We start from the raw sequence: 20,368 nt of genomic DNA on the forward strand, positions 1-20,368 counted from the left end.
GATAAAAAGTGTGTTCCGCTTCAATCGCCTGGGCCGGGGCAGCCGCCACGATAAATTTTCTTTAAAATCATAAGGTAACAACATAATCGTCGCCCCAGGTGGCGGCTAATACACTGTCACCCTATCGAAACACCAACTTGGAACCGACTGAAAAGTATGTCAAAAAAGAGTAAACCTGATAACTCTCAAGGAATGGAATGAATCAGTCCCGCTGGCTGCTGACCGCCGCCGTGGCCTGCGCCGTCGCCTACACCCTGACGGAAGCCTGGCGCCCCTACCCACTCAGCTACCTGCTCAAAGCCCTGCCGGCGCTGCTTTTGGCCGCCTACTGCCTGAGGCACTTGCCCCATCGTGACCGCAGCCCCTGGGTCATCGCTCTGCTGGCCGCCGCCGTTGGTGATGTTTTTCTGGACTTTGGCCACCACTCCCACCTGCATCTGGGCCTGGCCGCCTTTGCCATCACCCAGTTCGGGTTGTGCTGGCTGTTTTGGCGCCGTCCTGGCCGGCGGCCAAGCTGGCAGTGGCTGGGAATGCCGGTGGGTACGGTGATCTTCCTGTGGCTGTTGTGGCCGTTCTTCGATTGGCGAGCCCCCCTAATCGGCCTCTACAGCCTGCTGCTGACCGCCATGGTCATGGGCGCCCTGCGTGCCAACCTCAATCCGGCCACCCAAGCCGGCGCACTGCTGTTTCTGCTGTCCGACAGCTTTATCGCCTTCGACACCTTCTACTGGCACAGCCAGTTAGGGATGAGCACCATATTCATCAGCTACTTTGCGGCGTTATTGCTGCTGGTGACCGGCTGGGTGTCGGCACACCGGAGTGAAACCGAAACTGAGTGTCTGCCGACAGGATCAACTGACGCTCCCGTGCACCGATGACCTCGATCCGGGGGTCGATGACCTCCGGGCTGATCTGCCGAGCCAACACCAGATAATCCTCGAAATGGCGCGCCTCGGAGCGCAGCAACGACAGGTAAAAGCGCTGCAGCTCTCCGTCCAGATGCGGAGCTAGGGCCGCAAAACGCTCACAGGAGCGGGCTTCGATGTAGGCACCGATGATCAGTTTATCCACCAGCGCCTGGGGCTCAAAGGTGCGCACCTCAGCTAACAGACCCGACGCATAACGAGAGGCAGACAGCGGCTGCACAGCGATGCCCCTGGACTGCATTAACTGGTGTACCTGGTTGAAATGGTGCAGCTCTTCTTTGATGAGCCGAACCATCTTCTCCAGCAGCGCCTCAGACCCGACCCCACCCTGCCGTCGCGACAACTCAGACACGCTGAGCTCGGGCCGAGGCAGTTGTGCTAATCGCTGCGGCTGATACACGGTGGCCGAGTAGGGAGCGAGACAAGCTTGCAGCCGCTGGCTGCTGCGCTCATCAAGCACATAGCGACGCAGCAACCAGGCCGCCGACTGCGCGGCCTTCAATTCACACAGTAGATGGTCCTGCAGAATCAACGACTGAGACTGGGGTTGACGTGCCAGCTCAATCCAGGCCCCCGGGGTGGCACAACACAAAAACTGCCTGATGGGCAACAGCAACGATTCCATAGCACTCCCTTGCCAGCTTAACACTGGCCCCATGGTAGCGGCTGCGCCCCATAAGACAAGGCCAAGACACCGCGGCGAGCTTATGACACTTTCTGCCTCTACGTTCAGTAGCCTATAAGAAATCAATGGTATGATTCAGAGTTCGATAGGGAGAGCAACCTCATGAAAACCGAAGATCTAAGCCTGTTCCATCTGGTCGCCGACTGCCAGAGCTTTACTCAGGCCGCCACCATCTCCGATCTGCCGGTGGCCAATGTCAGTCGTCGCATCAAGGCGCTGGAACAAGATCTCGGCTTCATGTTATTTCAACGCACCACCCGGCAGTTGAGAATCACCGAGGCCGGTGACCAGTTTTATCAACGCACCCGCCCGTTACTCAATGAGCTGAACAACACCCTGCAGGAGCTGCAAGGTGCCCAACAGGAGCTTAAGGGCCGACTGCGAATTCAGATGTTTGCCGACTCCAACCTGATACTGCCGTTCCTTCAACAGTATCAGCAGCTTCATCCCGGGGTGACCTTTGACATCGTGGTTTCCGATCGAGAGCTGGATCTGGTTGAAAACGGCTTTGACCTTGGCATGCGTCTGGGCAAACAGCGGGACTCCAGCCAGGTGGCCCGCCTGGCAGGGAAGTTGCGCCGGCTGGTGGTGGCCACCCCTGACTACCTGGCCAAGCACGGTCGTCCCCAGCGCCCGGAGGAGCTGGCACAGCACAACTGCGTGCTGTTCCGCATGCCCAACGGCCAACTGGACGACGACTGGCAAGTGGACCCCCACAATCGGGTCAAGGTTCGCGGTGACTTCATCGTCAACCAACAATCGCTGCTCGGTGACTTACTACTCAGCAATCATGGCATCGGATTTTTACCCAACTTGATCGCCTTCCCTCTGATTCAAGAGGGCAAACTGATTCAACTGTTTGAAGGCGACCCCAGCTTTGGTGAGGATATCTGGCTCATCTATTCCAGCCGGCAACTGCAGACCCGACTGCTGAAGGACTTCATCGAGTTTATCCTGACCGCCACCAAAAACGACCCGGCACTTTATCACATTCTGTAAAAGTGATTCTGCTCAAAGAGGGTTAATGCCGAGTCGCTCCGGGCTTACCATAAACACCATCCCGGGTCGTGTATCATCAACTCCCCAATCCGTGCACTCTCCCTGCATTGATTCAGGTTCACGGCCCGGGCTCCCCTGCCCCAGTCAGACCAGCCAGTAGCAACTTTCGTCGGCAGTGAAGACTGCCAACCTCGCCAGCCGCCACAGCAACGGCCCTCAGCGGTTGATGCCGCCCAGCCGCCGCCGTTGCCTGGTCGCGGATTTTATCGAATAGCTGTTCAATAGGCGCTGAGAACCCGGCCTATTTTATCAATTATCGTGAAAGTGATTCTTAGTGATGACGGTTCATCGGCACCGCATCGCTCTTTACACTTGCCCCCAATATTCCCAATCAAAGACACCACTATGAAATCCCTGTCCACTCCGATGCTCCTCAGCAGCCTGGCTCTGAGCCTGATTCTGGCAGGCTGCAGCCACGAAGCCCCGCATTACGCCGACAAAACCCCCCGTCCCATTCGGGCCATCACTCTGACCGCGGCCCAGCAACAGGAAACACTGACCCTGCCCGCCATGCTGGTTCCCATCGATACCGCCGAACTGGCATTTCGCGTGCCCGGGCCTGTCGCGGCGATCGGAGCCAAAGAGGGCGATACGGTGGCCAAGGGACAGCCGTTGATGCGACTGGATCCTCATGATTTTGATGTCCAGATCACCGAGTACCAGGCGCGACTGAGAGAAGCCAAGGCGCAGGCAAAACAAGCCCGCCAGGAGCGAAAGCGAGTGCTTACTGCCAATGCTGAAGACGCCATTGCCCGAGTCGAACTGGATCGTGCCAACACCGCCGTCGAGCGCAGCGAAGCCTCAGTCACCGTGGTGGAGCAGCGACTGCAGATGATGCGCGATGCCAAACGCTACAGCGTACTCAATGCACCGTTTGACGGCATCGTCGCCAGCATCAGCATTGAGCCCCACGAACAGGCGATTCCCACCTCACCGGTGCTGACCCTGCATGGACTCAGCGGTTACGAGGTGCAAATGGACGTGCCTGAACAGATCGCCCAGCGGCTGATGCCGGGCCAGAAGGTTCGCTTTAACGCCACCGGTCAACAGCAGTCTCTCAGTGCCTCCATTCATGAAATTCGCCGCTCGGCCAATCTGCTGTCTCGAAGTTTTCGAGTCACGGCTCGACTCGACGACCAACCCAAGCATGGGTGGCCGGAGCAAACCGGCTTGCTGCGGATATCGCTGCCCATCGACAATCACAGTGGCCACCTGGTGCCCAGCAGTGCCGTCCAAAGCGACGGAACACACCACTACGTCGCAGTCCTCGATCATCAGACTTTGAGGCGGGTTGCGGTCACGGTCAGTGGCTTAGAAAGTGATCAAATTCGGGTTAACGGCGCACTGAACCAGGGCGATCAACTGGTGATCTCCGGCGCCGCCTATTTTGACGACGGCGCTCCTGTCGGCACGGTTCTGCTGGATGACCAGCAGGCGCAGTTGTGAGAGGAACGCCATCGATGAATCCGGCTACCCTAACCATCAACAAACGCTTCTTTGCCAGTTTTCTTACTACGCTGCTGTGCTTACTGGGGCTGTACGGCTACAGCGCCATGGGCAAACTGGAAGACCCTGCCTTTACGGTAAAGACCGCCGCCGTGGTTACCCTCTACCCAGGTGCCAGCGCCGAAGAGGTCGAATCCAGAGTCACCGACGTCATGGAGCGCAAACTGCAGCAGATGGGCAAGTTGTGGAAACTGCGTTCCGTCAGCCGCCCCGGCCAGTCGATGATTTTCGTCGAACTGGTGGAAACCACCACCGGCGCCGAGTTACCCCAGCACTGGGATCTGCTGCGACGTAAAGTCAACGACGTGAAACTGGAACTGCCGCTGGAAGCTCAGGTCTCGGTGGTGATTGACGAGTTCTCCGAAGTCTATGGCATGCTGTTTGCTGTCAGCGGCGACGGTATTCCTGCGCTTGAGCTGAATCACTATGCCCGCCAACTGCAGCGCCAGTTAAAGGCCGTAAACGGCGTCAACAAGGTGCTGCTACAGGGACTGCGTGAACGATCCATCCACATCGAAATCGATGAGGCCAAGCTGGCTAAATTCCGCCTGACGCCGGTACAGCTGTTTGATCAGCTGCAGAGCCAGAACCTGGTCAGCCACCCGGGACAGATGACCCTGGGCTACGAGCGGATTCGCATCACTCAGACCGACACTCTGGACTCCGTTGACGCACTGCGAAACCTGACCCTAAGAGGCGGAGCCGGGCCAGTGGGCGACGACCGCTTCCGTCTTGGTGATGTGGCCAAGGTGCATGAGGCGGACAGCGACACCCCGCTGTCCATGAGTCGATACAACGGCCAGGCAGCCATTACCGTTGCTGTGAATCCGAAAAATGGCATCAATGTCGTCGCCATCGGCGATACTCTGAAACAGGCCATCGCCGACTTCGAAGCCAGAATGCCCGCAGGTGTTCAGGTTCATACCATCGTGTTTCAGCCAGACGAAGTGCAAAAATCCGTCAATAACTTTGTCGGCAATTTACTCAGCTCCATCGCCATTGTGGTACTGGTACTGTGGCTGTTTATGGGCTGGCGCAGCGCCAGCATTGTCGGTGCCAGTCTTGCCGTTACCCTGTTACTCACCCTGGTGTACATGAAGATAGGCGCGGTGGATCTGCACCGCGTATCCGTGGGTGCCTTCATTCTGGCCTTGGGCATGCTGGTGGACAACGCCATCGTCATCACCGACCTGTTTATCGCCAAGCTTAGAACCGGCACCGACCGTGACCGGGCCGCGGCCGAAGCGGTAAAAGAGACCGCCATCCCCTTGCTGGCCGCCACTCTCATCGCCATCGCCGCCACCACGCCGGTGTTGTTCAGCCAGACGTCGGCTGCGGAGTTCGCCATTGACCTGTTCAAGGTGATGGCCTCCTCTTTGATGCTCAGCTGGATCGTCGCGGTTACCCTCACGCCGTTGTTGTGTTGGCAGTTTTATCGGCCCGCTGCCGATGCCCAGCCAGAGCCCGCCTGGCAGCGTCACTCGCGCCGGTTGATCACCCGAATTCTCACTCATCGCAAACGAACTCTGGCCGTAGTGGCCCTGGCCCTGGTGGCTACCGGCCTGCTCAGTACTAAGATTCTGGTCAACTTCATGCCCGGTTCTGATCGAGCCATTACCTTTGTCGACTACTGGTTGCCTCAGGGAGGAGACCTGCAGAACACCGCCGCCGACATGGCCAAGATAGAACAGTGGTTACTGCAACAACCCGAGGTGACCCACATTGCCAGCTTCATCGGTGGCGGCGCCCCCCGCTTCACCGTGACCTATGAACCGGAGCCGAATGATCCCGCCTATGGTCAGATTCTGGTCAGCCTGCAGCGATTCGACCAGATTCCGGAATTGCGCCGTCGAGGCAATGCCTTCCTCAAAGCCGAATTTCCCCAGGCCGAACCTCGATTCCGACCGCTGAAGCTGGCCACGGTGGATAAATTCAATATCGAGGCCCGTTTTTCCGGCCCCGATCCACTGGTGTTGCGCCAGCTTGCCGCGCAGGCTAAAGCGATCATGCAGGCTCACCCCCACCTGCAGTACATTCGCGATGACTGGCGCCAGCCCAGCAAAGTGCTGATCCCGGCGTTTAATCAGGATAACGCCCGTCTGGCTGGCGTGACTCGCAACGACGTCAATCTGGCGTTGGCCCGCGCCACTGACGGGCTGCTGGTGGCCAACCTGTATCAGGGTCAGGATCGACTTCCGGTGCTGTTGCGGCAACCGCCCATCGAGCGCAATGATTTCAGCACCCTGCTGACACTTCCGGTCAAGCCGCTGCTGGGGGGACACTCGGTTCCCATGGGGCAGGTGGTGGACCGCTTTGACCTCGGCTTCGAAGAGGGCCAGATTTGGCGCCGCGATCGGGTTCGAACCATGACCGTTCAAGCCGATGTCGAAGGGATGTTTGCCTCTCAGGCTCGTCAGCAGATTGCCGATGCCATCGACGCCATTGAACTGCCGGACGGTTACACCATGGCCTGGGGCGGCGAGTTTTACGACGAAGATCGCTCGGTCAAAGACATCTTCGCGCAACTGCCCAAGGCCGGAGTAATGATGCTGATCCTGATGGTGGCCATGTTCAACGGCCTGCGACAACCCTTGGTGATCGTCATGACCATTCCGCTGGCGTTGATGGGGGTGATCCCCATGCTGCTGATGGCCAACATGCCCTTTGGATTTATGGCGTTGGTGGGGGTCATCGCCCTGTCGGGGATGATCATCAAAAACGGCATCGTGTTGATGGACCAGATCAACATGGAAATTGCCAATGGCCGCAGTGCCTTCGATGCCCTGGTGGAGGCCGCGGTCAATCGTACTCTGGCCATCAGCATGGCCGCTTTAACAACCGTGCTGGGGATGATTCCGCTGTGGTGGGATCCCCTGTTCGGGCCCATGGCAGCCACCATCATTGGCGGCTTGTCGGTGGCCACCTTTTTAACCTTGCTGATTATGCCGGTTTTCTATGCGGTGCTGTATCGGGTGCCCGTACAACAGGAGCAACACAATGCGTAAGCTGATTCCCCTCACTCTGGCGCTGCTTCTGAGTGGCTGCGCCGTCGGCCCGGATTATCACGGCCCAGGCGCTCACAGTGAACAACCCGACAGCTGGCAGACGTCGGCCTCGACTCAATCGGCCAGCATCGAGTTGAGCTGGTGGCAACAGTTCGACGATCCGATGCTCAACCAACTGGTGCAACAGGCACTATCCCAAAACCTGCACGTGCTGGCTGCCCAGGAGCGGGTCAAGTTGGCGGACAGCTACCGTCAGGCCGTGTCCGCTACCTCGCTACCACAAATCGGCGTCGGCGGCGGCTTCAGCGCCGGTATGCTCAGCGAGCAAGGGCCAATCGGCGGGCCACTTCGTCACCCCTCAGTGGGTGGCCAACCTCTTGGCATGCCTCTGGCCAGCCGGCACTTTCAGGCGTCTTACCTAGGCTTGAGTGCCGCCTGGGAGCCGGATCTGTTTGGTAAAACCGCCCGCCTGGTGGAAGCCACTCAGGCCAGGGCCGATCAAGTTGCCATCGTTGCCGACGGCACACGCATGTTGGTGGTCAGTGCCGTGGTCAATAACTACCTGCAACTGCGCAGTGCCCAACAACAACAACGGATTGTCATCAGCCAGCAGCAGGACCTGCAGGCCCTGTTACAGCGGGTGGAGAGCCTCTATGACAGTGGTCTGGCTTCGGGGATCGAACCGGCACAAGTCCGCGCCCAGCAGGCACAGCTGCAAGCGGTGCTGCCCCAGTTTGACAGTGTCATCGATGCCCACAGTCGTCGTTTGGCCATCTTAACCGGCCAGCCGTCATCGGCTCTGCTAACGAGTCTGGCCTCGCCGCGGCCTCTGCCCCAGGTTAGCGGTGTGATTCCGGTGGGGCTGCCGTCGGAGTTGTTGCAACGCCGACCGGACATTCGGTTTGCCGAACGGCAGATGAAGGTCGCCAATGCCGAGTTAGGGGTCGCCATTGCCAACCAATACCCCAGCTTCTACCTGACCGGCGCCCCGGGTGTGGCCGCCAGCGACTTTGGTGACTTGTTTGCCAGCGGCGCCAGTGCCTGGAGCTTCGGCGCTGGCGTGAACTGGAGCCTGTTTGACGGTGGCCTGAGGGATGCACTGGAAGCCGTGGCACAGTCACAGGTCGACATCGCCGCCTTGGAGTACCAACGCACGCTGCTGGCCGCCTTTGGTGAAGTGGAAACCCTGCTGAACGCTTACGGCAACAGCCAGGCCCACCTGCAGTCGCTGTCCCTGGCCAGGGCTCAGACCAGAGAAGCGGTCACGCGCACCGACGCTCTGGCCAGCAGCGGCCTGGCCAGCGGCATCGACCGCCTCAAGGCAAGAAGCGTCGGTCATCAGGCGGACCTTGAACTGTTGCAGGCACAGACTCAACATGCCCAGCTGGTGGTGGCACTGTACAAATCTTTGGGGGGACGCTGGCCTCAGCCAGGCTAATGGCAACTGGGTGCCCGCCCTTCCCGGCGGGCACCACTGTGGTACACTTGAACCAAGGTTCCCACAGACAGAGTCCTCATGGAAAATTGGCAAGCATGGCTTCTGATCGCCCTGATCCTCGGCATCATTGTCAGCAACATCATGGTCATCAAACACACGGCTAACTTTAAGATGCCGCAGTTTGGTAAACCCAACCTGCCTAAACCCGATTCGAAGCCAGACTCTGAATCCGGCGACGACAAACAAGGGTAAGGCCGACCCACAGCCCCCACCACCCTAACGAACCGCCACCGCCGCCACCAGAATCCGGTGCGGAAGTGGCCGTCAGTTCGAGCCGCACCTCCGATTGCTGGCCCCCGGCCGACGTCAGCCTGAGCAGCAAGGCGCTGTCCTGATCACCGCTGAACGTCGTCACATCGACGCTCTTTGACACCTCACCCTCGGCGAACGTCACCGTGGTATCCAGAGGCGCATAGTCCTGCCCCGCCACGGCGGTCAACGCGATGGTCTGCAGCCGCACCGTCAACAATCCCTGGCTCCCGCCAATCCGGGACAAGCCAACCTGAACACGCTCACCGGCAGAGACCTGATAGAGGCTTTGGGAAAACACGATGCTTCCCGGGCCGCCATTGGCATCCGCGTCCGCCAGAGCGACCACCGTCGTACTCTGGGCACCGACGCCACTGCCCGACGGCCACAACAATTCCAACAGCAACTCTCTGTCGGCGTTGATGCCATCCACCGAGGTAACCAGTTCAACCATGGCCTCTTCCACACCGGCCTCAAAGGTCAGTGCCAACAACGCCGGCCCCTGATAGCCGTTGCCGCTGACCCGCACCGCCGCAGCGGCAACCTGGCTGACGTCGGTTCGCCGTACCGGTACTGAAACCGCACTGCCCTCATCGGCTTGCAGCCTGGCGGCCACAAACGCCAGGGTGCCCCGCTCCGTCAGCGGCTGGGCCTGATCGGCGATAAAGTCGGCAGACTCACTCAGGGTGCGGCCATTGTCTGCGGTCACCGCATCGCCGCAGCCCAGAGGCGCAGACAACCCCGGAGAGGAGAAGCTGGCCAAGGTGGCATTGCTGACAAACGACCACATCAAGGTACGGCCAAAGCCACAATCAATGGCATGGCTGTAAGGAAACAAGCCATTGGCCTCCCCCTCGTGACCGGCGCCAAAGTTATGCCCCAGTTCATGGGCGAACACCGCATTGCGAATGGAATCGGCAAAGCCCTGGTAGGACACCACCGATGCCTGCCCCGGCAAAAAGGCAATGCCGGCGGCATCGTCCATGGCCGGCACCAACAGCATGGCCAGATCCGCACCATAGTAACGATTCAGTGCCGCCTGGACCTGAAGGTCGTCGGCAAACAGATTCAACAGGCTGGCCGCCTGAGTCGACATCGGCACCGCCGACGCCGGCAGCAATGCCCGCAGCCTCAGCTGCAGTTGAGCGCCCGAGGTGATAAACGCCTGATTGGTGGCCGCCACTCCCTGTTGAGCAATCACCAGCATCTGTTCATAGCTAAGACGAGGCTGCGCCCAGGAAGGGGCAAATACCAACAGATCCACCTGGCGATGGTTGGCCGCCGCCACCGAGGGGGTTGGCATGGGCACCGATTGGCGATGGTCATTCAGCCGCTGCCGGAACGCCTCATCACTCAGAGTATCGCCAATCAGAGGCACCGGTGTTGCCATCACCGCTGGCACTGCCATCAGCGCCAAAGCCATCAACCACTGTCTCATCGCTACTCCTCCGCGGCCATACCGATGCCCCAACGGGCGCCGTCTAGTAAGGCTAGACCAAGAAGAAATAAGTACGGCGCTAATCGCCAAACAAAGGGATACGCAGGCCGAACCAACAACGGGGGAAGCAGTCACAAAAACGCCACCGAAACGGTGGCGTTTTTTCACTCTGCCTGGGCCGCGCTAACGATTACCACGCCGCTTCAGTAGATACACATCGTCGTCCGCCAACTCGCTGTCCAGTTGCCTGGCCACAAACTCCGGCGACTGGGTATAGCGCGCCAACAGGTTGTACACCACCGGAATCACCAACAGGGTGAAAAAGGTGGCCACCAGAATGCCGGTCAACACCACCACCCCAATCACAAAGCGGGTTTCTGAGCCGGCTCCGGACGCCATCACCAACGGAATGGCGCCTGCCGCGGTGGTAATGCCGGTCATCAGAATCGGCCGCAGTCGCTGCACCGAGGCGTCGATGATCGCCTGCTCAAACTTCACCCCTTTGTCCCGCAACTGGTTGGCAAACTCGACAATCAGGATGCCGTTTTTCGCCGCCAGTCCCACCAGCATGATGATGCCAATCTCGGAGTAGATGTTGAGGCTTTGGTCGGTAAAATAGAGTCCCAGCAAGGCGCCAAAGGTCGCCAATGGCACCGTCAACATGATCACCAGCGGATGGATGTAGCTTTCAAACTGAGCCGCCAGCACCAGGAACACCACCACCAGCGCCAGGGCAAAGACGAACACCACGGCGTCGCCCGACTCCTCGTAGTCCTGCGAGGCACCCTTGTAGCTGACCACCGCATCGATGGGCAGCAATTCGTTCACCAGGCCATTGAGGTAGGCCAGCGCCTCCCCCTGGGTGTAACCATCGGCCAGGTTGGACTCGATGGTGATGGCGCGCATGCGGTTATAGCGATTCAGCCTAGGCGCATCGGCGTACTCCTCTACCCTCACCAGGTTGGCCAGCGGGATCAATTCACCGGTTGAACCGGAACGCACATACAGATTGCTCATGTCGGCCGCGGTGTTCTGGTTGTCCCGCTGCCCTTCGATGATAACGTCGTACTCCTTGCCCTGTTGCTCAAAGGTGGTCACCACCCGCGACCCCAGCATCGATTCCAGCGTCCGGCCGATGGTGTTCACCGATACGCCGAGATCACCGGCCCGATCCCGATCAATCACCACCCGCAACTGCGGCTTGGTTTCCTTGTAATCGTGATCCAGGCCGATGAGGTTGGGGTTGTTCTTGGCCTCGGCCAGGATTAAGTCCCGCCACTGGGCCAGCTGTTCATAACTGCCGCCGCCGATCACAAACTGCACCGGCTTGCCCACGCCCCGCCCAAAGGCCTGGCGCATGATCGGGAACGCCCGCACTCCACTGAGGTCTGCCAGGCGACTGCGAATGTCGGCCATGATCTCAAAGGCGCTGCGACGGCTGCCCCAGTCCTCCAGATTGATGATGGCCATGCCACCGGAGAAATCGGCGATGCTGCCCCAGCCACGGGGGGCGCGAATCAGCAACCGTTTGATTTCACCGGCTTCCACCAGTGGCATCAACCGGTGCTCAATCTCGTCCATGTAGTCTTTCATGAAGGTGTAGCTGGCGCCTTGGGGGCCGTTGATAAACACAAACATCGAGCCCCGATCCTCCTTCGGCGCGAACTCCGACGGCACCTTGGAAAACAGAAAGCCGCTGCCCGCCATGGCCACGATCACTATGGTCACCACCAACAGCGGGTGTTTGAGCCATTGCTCCAGCGAACGCCGATAGCGCGCCTTGGCCGCTTCCACCGCCTGGTCGACCTTTTTCACCAACCAGGGCTCCTGATCCGCCGGCTGCAGCAGTTTGGAACACATCATCGGACTCAGGGTCAACGCCACCAGTGAGGAAAATGCCACCGCCGCGCTCATGGCGATGGAGAACTCTCGAAACAGCTTGCCAAGATCCCCCTCGAGGAAACCGATGGGCATAAATACCGAGATCAGCACCAAAGTGGTGGCCACGACCGCAAACGCCACCTGACGGCCTCCGAGAAAGGCCGCCTTCAGGGGCGACTCCCCCTCCTCGACCCGGCGGTGAATGTTTTCCAACATCACGATGGCGTCATCCACCACCATGCCGATGGCCAGAATCAGCGCCAACAGCGTCAACAGGTTGATGGAAAAGTCCAGCGCATACAGCACCACAAAGGTGGCCAGTAGCGATACCGGCACCGTGACCGCCGGAATCAACATCGCTCGCACACTGCCCAGAAACAGATAGATCACCACAATCACCAGCAGCATGGCGATACCCAGGGTGGTGTACACCTCGTCAATGGAGGCCTGCACAAACACCGACGCGTCATAGGAGCGCTTAATGGCCATTCCATCCGGCAGCGTCTGGTTCAGCTCCGCCACCAGTTTGTGCACCGCCCGGGCCACCTCCAGGGTGTTGGCGGTGGACTGGCGACTGACCCCCAGGCCGATCATCGACTCGGTATTGCCCCGAAACGCAATCCGCTCCTCCTCCGACGCCAGCTCCACGTGAGCCACGTCCGCCAGGCGGATCAGATACCCATCGTCACCGCGGCCAACCACCAGCTTGGCAAAGTCTTCCGGGGCGATAAAGCTGCGCTGAACCCGCACCGAAAAGTGGCGATTCTCAGACTCGATGCTACCGGCGGGCAGTTCGACGTTGTCCGCCCTGAGCGCGGTCTCGATGTCCGCCACCGTTAAACTTCGGGCGGCCAGCGCCTGGCGATCCACCCAGATTCGAATGGCGTACACCTTACCGCCGCCAACGCGAATGTTGGCCACACCGTCGATGACACTCAACCGGTCCACCAGGTAACGGCGGGCATAATCGGTCAGTTGCAGGGTGTCCATGCGCTCTGACTGCAGGTTGAGCCACATGATCACTTCCGAGCTGCCGGAAGCCTTTTGCACCTCCGGAGGATCCGCCTCATCCGGCAGGTTGTTGAGCAGTCCAGAGACCCGATCCCGAACATCGTTAGCCGCCGCATCGATGTCCCGCTCGATGTTGAACTCCAGCGTCACCGACGATCGACCGTCACGGCTGGATGAGGTGATGTTCTTGATCCCTTCGATACCGGCGATGCGGTCTTCGATGATCTGGGTAATCCGGGTTTCCACTACCGCCGCCGAAGCACCGCGGTAGTTAGTGGAGATGTCCACCACCGGCGGGTCGATGTTGGGGTACTCCCGCAGTGGCAGCTTATCAAAGGAAACCAGGCCGAAGGCGATCAGCAGCAGGCTGATCACCGAAGCAAATACCGGCCGCTTGACCGACAGATCCGTTAATACCATCAGCCCACTCCCTGGACGCTGAAGCGTTCACTGGTCCGGGTCTTGACCTCCTGACCGGGACGCACCTTCATGATGCCCCGGGTGACCACCTGCTCGCCGCCGTCCACGCCGGAGAGGATTTCCACCTTGCCGCGGACCCTCAGGCCCACCTCGACTTCACGCTGTTCAATTTTATTGTCGGCATTGACCACAAACAGGTAGTGACGCTGCTGCAGGGGAATGATCGCTTCTTCCGGCACCACCAGCGTGTCCCGCTGCTCGGTAATTAACTTTAGGGTCATCAACATTCCGGGTCGCAGTGCCAGGTCGCGGTTATCGATGTTGGCTCGAACCACCAGCGCCCGGGTCACCGGATCGATGCGGCTGTCGATGCTGGCGACGGTACCGGTAAACACCCGCCCAGGGAAGGCGGCGGCGGTGGCCTCTACCTCGCGGCCTTTTTTCAGACGCGACAGGAACCGTTCTGGTACCGGAAAGTCCAGTTTTACCACGTCGATGTCATCCAGGGTGGTGACCTCGGTTCCCGGAGTCACCAGGGCGCCGGGGCTGACCTCTCTAAACCCCAGTACTCCCTTGAAAGGGCTGCGCAGATAGCGGGCATCCAGCTCCGCCTGATACTGTGCCAGCGTCGCCCGGGCCACATCGATGGAGGTGGCCCGCTTATCCAGCTCGGAACTGGCGATGGTTTTGGCCTTGACCAGGCCTTTAATGCGGTTGTATTCGCGGTTCTGCTCCTGCAAGTTGGCCTTGGCGGCGCGCAACTTGGCTTGCTGCTCTCCGTCTCTGAGGGTCACCAGCAGGGTATCGGCCTCGACGATCTGGCCGTCTTCGAAGTGCACCGCCTCTACGGTCTCGGTGACTTTCACCGACAACACTACCGACTCCCGGGCCTTGACGGTTCCCAGGGCTTCCACTTCCCGCCGCATCGGCTCCCTTACTACGTCGGTCACCACCACCGAGGGCATGGGACGTTGGCCTCGCTGGCCGGGATCCGCCTTGCCGCTTTCCTTGTAATACACCGCTGAGCCTAACGCCAGGCTCAGCAGTACTCCGGCAACGATTGTTTTTTTCATTGTTATGGGCCTAAGTTGATTGCTTGTTGTTGGTACTACGTAAAAACGCGCCACACTAAGGGTAACAAGCCGCCAGCGGATTCTCAGCAGCCGCTTGTGAAGCAGTTAACACTCTTTGGTAACGAACTGTGACAGAAAGGTAAATAACGGATGGACTGAGCAGAAATGCAGCAAAAAGCCCACCAAAGTGGGCTTTTTGCGATTCAGACTGAATAGGCAGTCAATCGATAACCGTTATGGTCAGATTTTAAAGCGACCGACCAGCAGTTCCAAATCTCCGGCCTGCTCCGACAAAGCCTGGCTGGCACTGGCCATTTCGGCCGCGGTGCGAGTGTTACGCTCGGTACCATCGTTGATGTTGGTGACGTGTTCGGTAATCTGAGTCACGACGCTGGACTGCTCCTCGGTAGCGGTAGCCACCTGAACATTGAGGTCGGCGATGGCCCTTATCTGCTCGGCAATCTGGGTCAGAGAGTCACGGGTGCGCTGCGCTGCCTGAGTACCATCGACGGCCTGTTGGCGACCGCTGGCCACCGCGTCCACCGCCCGGCCGGCTTCGCTCTGCAGGGTGCCAATCATCTGCTGAATCTCTTCGGTGGACTCGTTGGTTCGCTGTGCCAGGTTGCGGACCTCATCGGCCACCACCGCAAAGCCACGTCCCTGCTCTCCAGCCCGAGCCGCTTCGATGGCCGCGTTCAGGGCCAGCAGGTTGGTCTGTTCTGACACCGAACGAATCACCTCCAGCACCGAGCCGATGTCATTGCTGTGGCGGGCAAGGGATTCGATCACCTCGCTGGCGCGCTCCATCTCGGCCGCCATGGTGTTGATGGTGGTGCTGGACTCCTCCACCACCACCATGGCATCACCGGCTTCCCGGTTAGCCTGTTCGGCTACATCAGCGGCCTCGGCGGCATTGCGGGCGATCTCGCCAATGGTCAGCCCCATCTCTTCAATGGCGGACGCGGCTACGATGGTTTCATCACGCTGGGTCTCACTGTCTTCTCTTGTCGTCTGGGCACTGGCCGAGACCTCTCCTGCGGCGGTGCGCAGCAGGCTGGAGGTTTCTGACACCTCGCCAATGGCCAACTGAATCTTGCCAATAAAGCTGTTAAAACCGGCACCGACCCGGGCCAGCTCAGAACGGCCCTGATCGCTGAGGCGATGACGCAGGTCCCCTTCCCCCTCTCCCATGTCATGGAACACATCGGCCAATTGGTTGATGGGACGGGACAGAGAGCGGGACAGCACCACGCCCAGGGCAGAACACGCCACCAGAACCAACAGGGCCCACAAAGCAATGGTATTGCGCGACGCATTCAGTTCGGCATACAACTCTGCCTTAGGCACCTCGGAGATCAGGTACCACCCCAGGCTGTCGACGTAACTGGAGGCGATGATGCGCTCATCGTCTTCGACAAAGCCAAACTCCTGTCGGTTGAGCAACTGCTGCCAGTCAACGTTACCGTGCAGGCCTGCCAGACTCAGGGAGTTGCTGCCGGTTTTCTGCGGATGCACCATCACCTCACCCTGGGCATCCACCAGGTAGACGAACCCGGTTTTCTCAATTCGAAACTGATTCAGATAGGTCAGCATGTCATCGAAGGAGCGGGAGATACCGGCAAAGCCGCGTCCATTCAACTGCTGGTAGTTAACGAACAGATCGGTGTTGCCTTCCGGATAGGTGTACAGGCTAGCCTGACTGGCCTTGCCGCTGTCGCGAAACGCGTAAAACCAACCATCCAGCTGATCGCGCTGCAGACGACGCAGGAAACCCTGCTGATTCCAGTAATCTGCGGTCTGGCGGTCGCCAAAACTGGCATTGCTGAGATCGTATTTCTGGGCAATACGGCCCAGATAGGCCACCAGTTGCTGTTCGTCGAGGGCATCGGCCCCTTGCTCTAAGGCCTGCAGGGCGAACTCGTTGCTGGCAATGCTGTAGGAGATGGCGTTCATCACGCTGATCTCGCGGTCGATGGCATTGCGAATGCGCAGCGACAGGCTCGGCAGTTCAGACTGCTGCATCCGGGTTACCAGCAGCTTGCGAGCTTCGAACTGGCTGATGGCGCCGATCACTACCGTCGAGGCCAGGACCGCCACGATCACGATCATCATCAGCCGTTTTTGAATGGTCAGGTTGTGCAGATTAAACATAGGTGGTTTCCGTCTCTGGGCTTCCCATCACGGGACTCTCTGGCATTCACCCCTGAATCGGAACTGAACGCATCTCAAACAGAGCGGCAATTATGAACAAAACTTTCAGAATTGAAAGCAAAAACACATCAGAGCTGATGTTTTAGACGATAGTGTCAACCGAATGGTGAAAAGTGCTGGTTATTTGCCCAAAATCAAAAATGAACAGCATTTAATTACAAGCCGCAAACAGAAAAAAGCCCCGACCTGGTCGGGGCTTTACCATCAAACAAAAATCGACTTAGAAAGTGACTTCGGCAGACAGGTAGAACTCACGGCCAATCACGTTGTAGTAACCGCGATTGTAGTGAGGCCAGCTCTTCTGAGTGGCATCGATTTCCGGCTCGGCGTCAAACAGGTTGTTGATACCACCGGTGAAGCGCCAGGCATCGTAGTTGTAGCTGCCCATCAGGTTCACTTCAACATGGCTGTCAACTTCGACGTCGTACTCGTCTTGAATGCCCCACTCGAGGAAGCTGTCCTTGTTTTCGGCGTGGTAGCTGTCGATGTACTTAACCAGCAAGTTGACGCCGATGTCATCGTAGGTCCAACCGGTGTTGAAGTTGGCACGCAGTTTCGGTGCGGAATCTTCACCACCCAGTTTGTTGATAGGGTCAGACTCGGCAGTCAGCTGCTCTTCCCACTTGGTCAGGAAGGTCCCGTCCAGAGAGAACTTCAAGTCGCCCAGATTACCGGCTTCCAGCAGGTAAGAGACACTGAAGTCGATACCAGAGGTTTCCTGGCTGGACATGTTGATGGCCTGGGTGTTGACCTGCACCAGTTGACCATTGGCGTCACGCTCGATCTTATCGGCATATACATCAGCGTGATCCAGGATGTACTGAGCGGTAGGATCGCTCACCAGATCGTCAATTTCTACGTTCCAGTAATCGACGCTCATGTTCAAGCCTTCGTAATCCCACACCACACCCAGGTTCCAGTTGGTACCGGTCTCCTCTTTCAGGTTCGGGTTGGCGCCAATGGTGATAGGCAGGGAATCGATCTTCTGACACTCAGGAGAGTCTGGATCACCACTGGCTTCACAACGTGGGGTATCGACAACACCAGCATAAGCCCGGGTGGGGTCGCCAAACAGGCGCTGCATATCCGGAGCACGGAAGGTTTCCGCAAACAGGCCGCGAAGCAGCAACTCATCCATCGGACGGTACTCGAACGACACCTGAGGAGTGAATCGGCCGCCCACATCAGACAGGTCGTCATAGTAATCGTAACGACCGGCAGCGGTCACCACCAGCTCATCGATCACCGGAATGGCAAATTCGGCGTAACCGGCGTACTGCTTACGAGCACCTTCGGCAGAGCTGCCGCCCTTACCCAACACACCACCAACAGAGGTGAAGGAGTCATCGGCGCTGAAGAACCACTCACGGCCGTATTCCACACCGGCGGCGTAGGCGATAGGACCGGCTGGCAACTCCCATGCTTCGCCGCTGATGCCAAAGGAGATCACGCTCAGGGTAGACTCACCGCGCTTATTGCCCTGGTAGCCTATGGCCGCCGCGTCTTCCGCGGAGATCTCGTTCAGAATAGACTGACCGCCATCGGAAACGATGTAATCAAACATGCCTTGAACCGTCGGGCTGCCTTCGCTGACGGTGTTGACTTTCTGGCGGGCAAAAGACCAGCTCAGATCGTATTCGATGTCTTCGGTCAGGTAACCTTCCAGTCCTGTCAGGAAGGAGAAGTTGTTGGTCTCAAAGTCGGTACGGCGTGGGCCCATCTCCAACAAGCGACGGGTGTAGTAGTACTGACCATCGTCAAAACCGGCAAAATCGCCACCGAAGGCGGTAGAGCCTGCTGCTGCCGCGCCAGTAATGGTCTGCTGCATGTCAGGGAAGGCCTGAGACTTAACGATCACGTCGTCGCCAACCACATTAAACAAAAAGTCGTTGTTACCAAAGGTCGCCGGCTCGATCTCGGTGTACACCTCGGAGTGGGTGTAATCCATGCGGCCATACAGCTGGTGATCCGCATTCAGCTCACGGGTGAAGTTGATCATGGTGGACAGACGCTGCTGCTCCGGCATGAAATCACGCATGGCGGAACGATCGAAACCACAGCGGTCGCTATGATACTTCATGCCACGATCGGTACACTCTTGCTCGCTCAGAGTCTTGAGCACTTCATCATTTGTTGTGGCAGGAATATCCTTGTACAGGGTCGCGCCATAAGTACTGTAGCCGGCATAGGCTGCACCTGGAATGAGATCTGTGCCCCACTCTGGGCGATCGGTGCCCTTCAACGCTTCCCGATCATCGTATTCCACAAAGAAGGTGACGTTAGAGGTGTCATTACTGGTACCGGTCAGGAAGGAGATGTTGTTGCGCTGCATTCCACCGTCTTCGGTATCGCTGAAGCGATACTTAACCGTGGTTTCATCAACATCTTTCTTCAAAATGATGTTAATTACCCCGCCCATGGCATCGGAACCATAAATCGCCGAGGCGCCGGTAGTCAGGATCTCAATACGTTCGATGGCACCCAGCGGCATATTGGCGGTATCAACAAAGTTGTCGGTACCACCCGCTGCGAATGGGTATTTAGGCACACGTTTGCCGTTGATCAGGGTCAGAACACGACCGGCACCCACACCACGCAGGTTTACGGAAGAGGCTGCAGGAGTAAAGCCATGCACTTCCTGCTGGCTCATGGAGCCGCCGGAGTTCTGGGACAGGTTGTCCAGTACATCCTGAACGGAGTTGAAACCGCCCTTTTCAATGCTCTCTGAGCTGATAACCACCAGCGGAGAAGCGGTTTCCATGTCGGTACGCTTAATGCGTGAACCGGTTACTTCAATGCGTTCTACGTCTTGACTTACTTCTTCTTCAGCAACAGCCACGCCGCTCACTAAAGTTGCGGTTGCCAAAGTGCCCAGCAACGCTCCCTTAACTGCTCGTGACACAATCGATTGCATCATCATCGTTATTATCTCCATTTAGCGACTTTGCGCTAATACATCTGATTAATTGTTATGCAAAGGTTACTCCAACCTCACGATGATGCTGCATTTAATACCACCTCCTGTCAGTGATCCAAATCACACTCAATTTATTAACAAAAGGTTGAATCTGTCACCACAATGTAAAGTCGCCGCTATTTTTAAAGCGGAAAATCAGGCAACAACGACGAACGCATCTATAAATTAAGCGCGTTAATTAAAAGTTAATTATTGATGAGTTGAAGACAGGGTGTAGAAAAAAATAAATCAGATTCGAAATTTAAGTGCTGCTTTTTTAGCCTGAATGAAAAGAACTTTCTTTGTCACTAATGGCATTGAGGATCTGAATTCGGTCACATTCCAACCACAGGTGATTTGTTTTTCATTCGAAATATTCTCGGCTTGATATCGCTCCCGTTTATTTAGTCATACTGTTTTACATATTAAGTACAAACCAGATCGACCTTC

12 protein-coding genes are annotated in these 20,368 nt (G+C 58.0%); 6 read left to right on the forward strand and 6 right to left on the reverse strand.

Translation table 11 applies throughout. The features are described from left to right. The first annotated feature begins 197 nt into the window (after positions 1-197). Positions 198-878, forward strand: coding sequence for a lysoplasmalogenase (locus tag J8Z22_RS15500; RefSeq protein WP_252006988.1), 681 nt, complete (start codon positions 198-200; stop codon positions 876-878). Here the strand turns inward: J8Z22_RS15500 and J8Z22_RS15505 are convergent. Continuing rightward, positions 763-1,551: a tRNA-(ms[2]io[6]A)-hydroxylase gene (locus J8Z22_RS15505; protein WP_252006989.1), complete on the reverse strand. Its 789-nt coding sequence runs from the start codon at positions 1,549-1,551 to the stop codon at positions 763-765. The genes J8Z22_RS15500 and J8Z22_RS15505 overlap by 116 nt on opposite strands. 162 nt (positions 1,552-1,713) lie before the next feature. Here J8Z22_RS15505 and J8Z22_RS15510 point away from each other — a divergent pair, with 162 nt between their 5' ends. From J8Z22_RS15510 to J8Z22_RS15530, 5 genes are all read left to right on the forward strand, one after another. Further along, entirely contained in the window at positions 1,714-2,610 is an 897-nt protein-coding gene (locus J8Z22_RS15510) for a LysR family transcriptional regulator (RefSeq protein ID WP_028112249.1), read from the forward strand. A gap of 405 nt (positions 2,611-3,015) precedes the next feature. Further along, positions 3,016-4,116 carry an efflux RND transporter periplasmic adaptor subunit gene (locus J8Z22_RS15515; RefSeq protein ID WP_252006990.1) on the forward strand — a complete coding sequence of 367 codons (1,101 nt, stop codon included), beginning with the start codon at positions 3,016-3,018 and terminating at the stop codon, positions 4,114-4,116. Between the two features lie 14 nt (positions 4,117-4,130). Next, complete coding sequence (locus J8Z22_RS15520) at positions 4,131-7,181, forward strand: efflux RND transporter permease subunit (RefSeq protein WP_252006991.1); 3,051 nt, start codon at positions 4,131-4,133, stop codon at positions 7,179-7,181. Next, positions 7,174-8,619 (forward strand): efflux transporter outer membrane subunit, encoded by a 1,446-nt coding sequence (locus J8Z22_RS15525; protein WP_252006992.1) that lies wholly within the window; start codon positions 7,174-7,176, stop codon positions 8,617-8,619. The genes J8Z22_RS15520 and J8Z22_RS15525 overlap by 8 nt, the downstream gene beginning before the upstream one ends. 141 nt (positions 8,620-8,760) lie before the next feature. Continuing rightward, positions 8,761-8,871: a DUF2897 family protein gene (locus J8Z22_RS15530; protein ID WP_252010487.1), complete on the forward strand. Its 111-nt coding sequence runs from the start codon at positions 8,761-8,763 to the stop codon at positions 8,869-8,871. Here the strand turns inward: J8Z22_RS15530 and J8Z22_RS15535 are convergent. From J8Z22_RS15535 to J8Z22_RS15555, 5 genes are all read right to left on the reverse strand, one after another. Then, complete coding sequence (locus tag J8Z22_RS15535; protein ID WP_252006993.1) at positions 8,819-10,366, reverse strand: reprolysin-like metallopeptidase; 1,548 nt, start codon at positions 10,364-10,366, stop codon at positions 8,819-8,821. The genes J8Z22_RS15530 and J8Z22_RS15535 overlap by 53 nt on opposite strands. Before the next feature lie 183 nt (positions 10,367-10,549). Then, the gene (locus J8Z22_RS15540) at positions 10,550-13,678 is read right to left on the reverse strand and encodes an efflux RND transporter permease subunit (protein ID WP_252006994.1); all 3,129 of its coding nucleotides are present in this window, start codon (positions 13,676-13,678) and stop codon (positions 10,550-10,552) included. Continuing rightward, positions 13,678-14,751, reverse strand: coding sequence for an efflux RND transporter periplasmic adaptor subunit (locus tag J8Z22_RS15545; RefSeq protein ID WP_028112243.1), 1,074 nt, complete (start codon positions 14,749-14,751; stop codon positions 13,678-13,680). The genes J8Z22_RS15540 and J8Z22_RS15545 overlap by 1 nt, the downstream gene beginning before the upstream one ends. Positions 14,752-14,991: 240 nt before the next feature. Continuing rightward, the gene (locus J8Z22_RS15550) at positions 14,992-16,902 is read right to left on the reverse strand and encodes a methyl-accepting chemotaxis protein (RefSeq protein ID WP_252006995.1); all 1,911 of its coding nucleotides are present in this window, start codon (positions 16,900-16,902) and stop codon (positions 14,992-14,994) included. A gap of 280 nt (positions 16,903-17,182) precedes the next feature. Further along, entirely contained in the window at positions 17,183-19,801 is a 2,619-nt protein-coding gene (locus tag J8Z22_RS15555; protein WP_252006996.1) for a TonB-dependent siderophore receptor, read from the reverse strand. Positions 19,802-20,368 lie beyond the last annotated feature (567 nt).

This window comes from Ferrimonas sp. SCSIO 43195, assembly GCF_023716685.1.
Taxonomy (GTDB): domain Bacteria; phylum Pseudomonadota; class Gammaproteobacteria; order Enterobacterales; family Shewanellaceae; genus Ferrimonas; species Ferrimonas kyonanensis.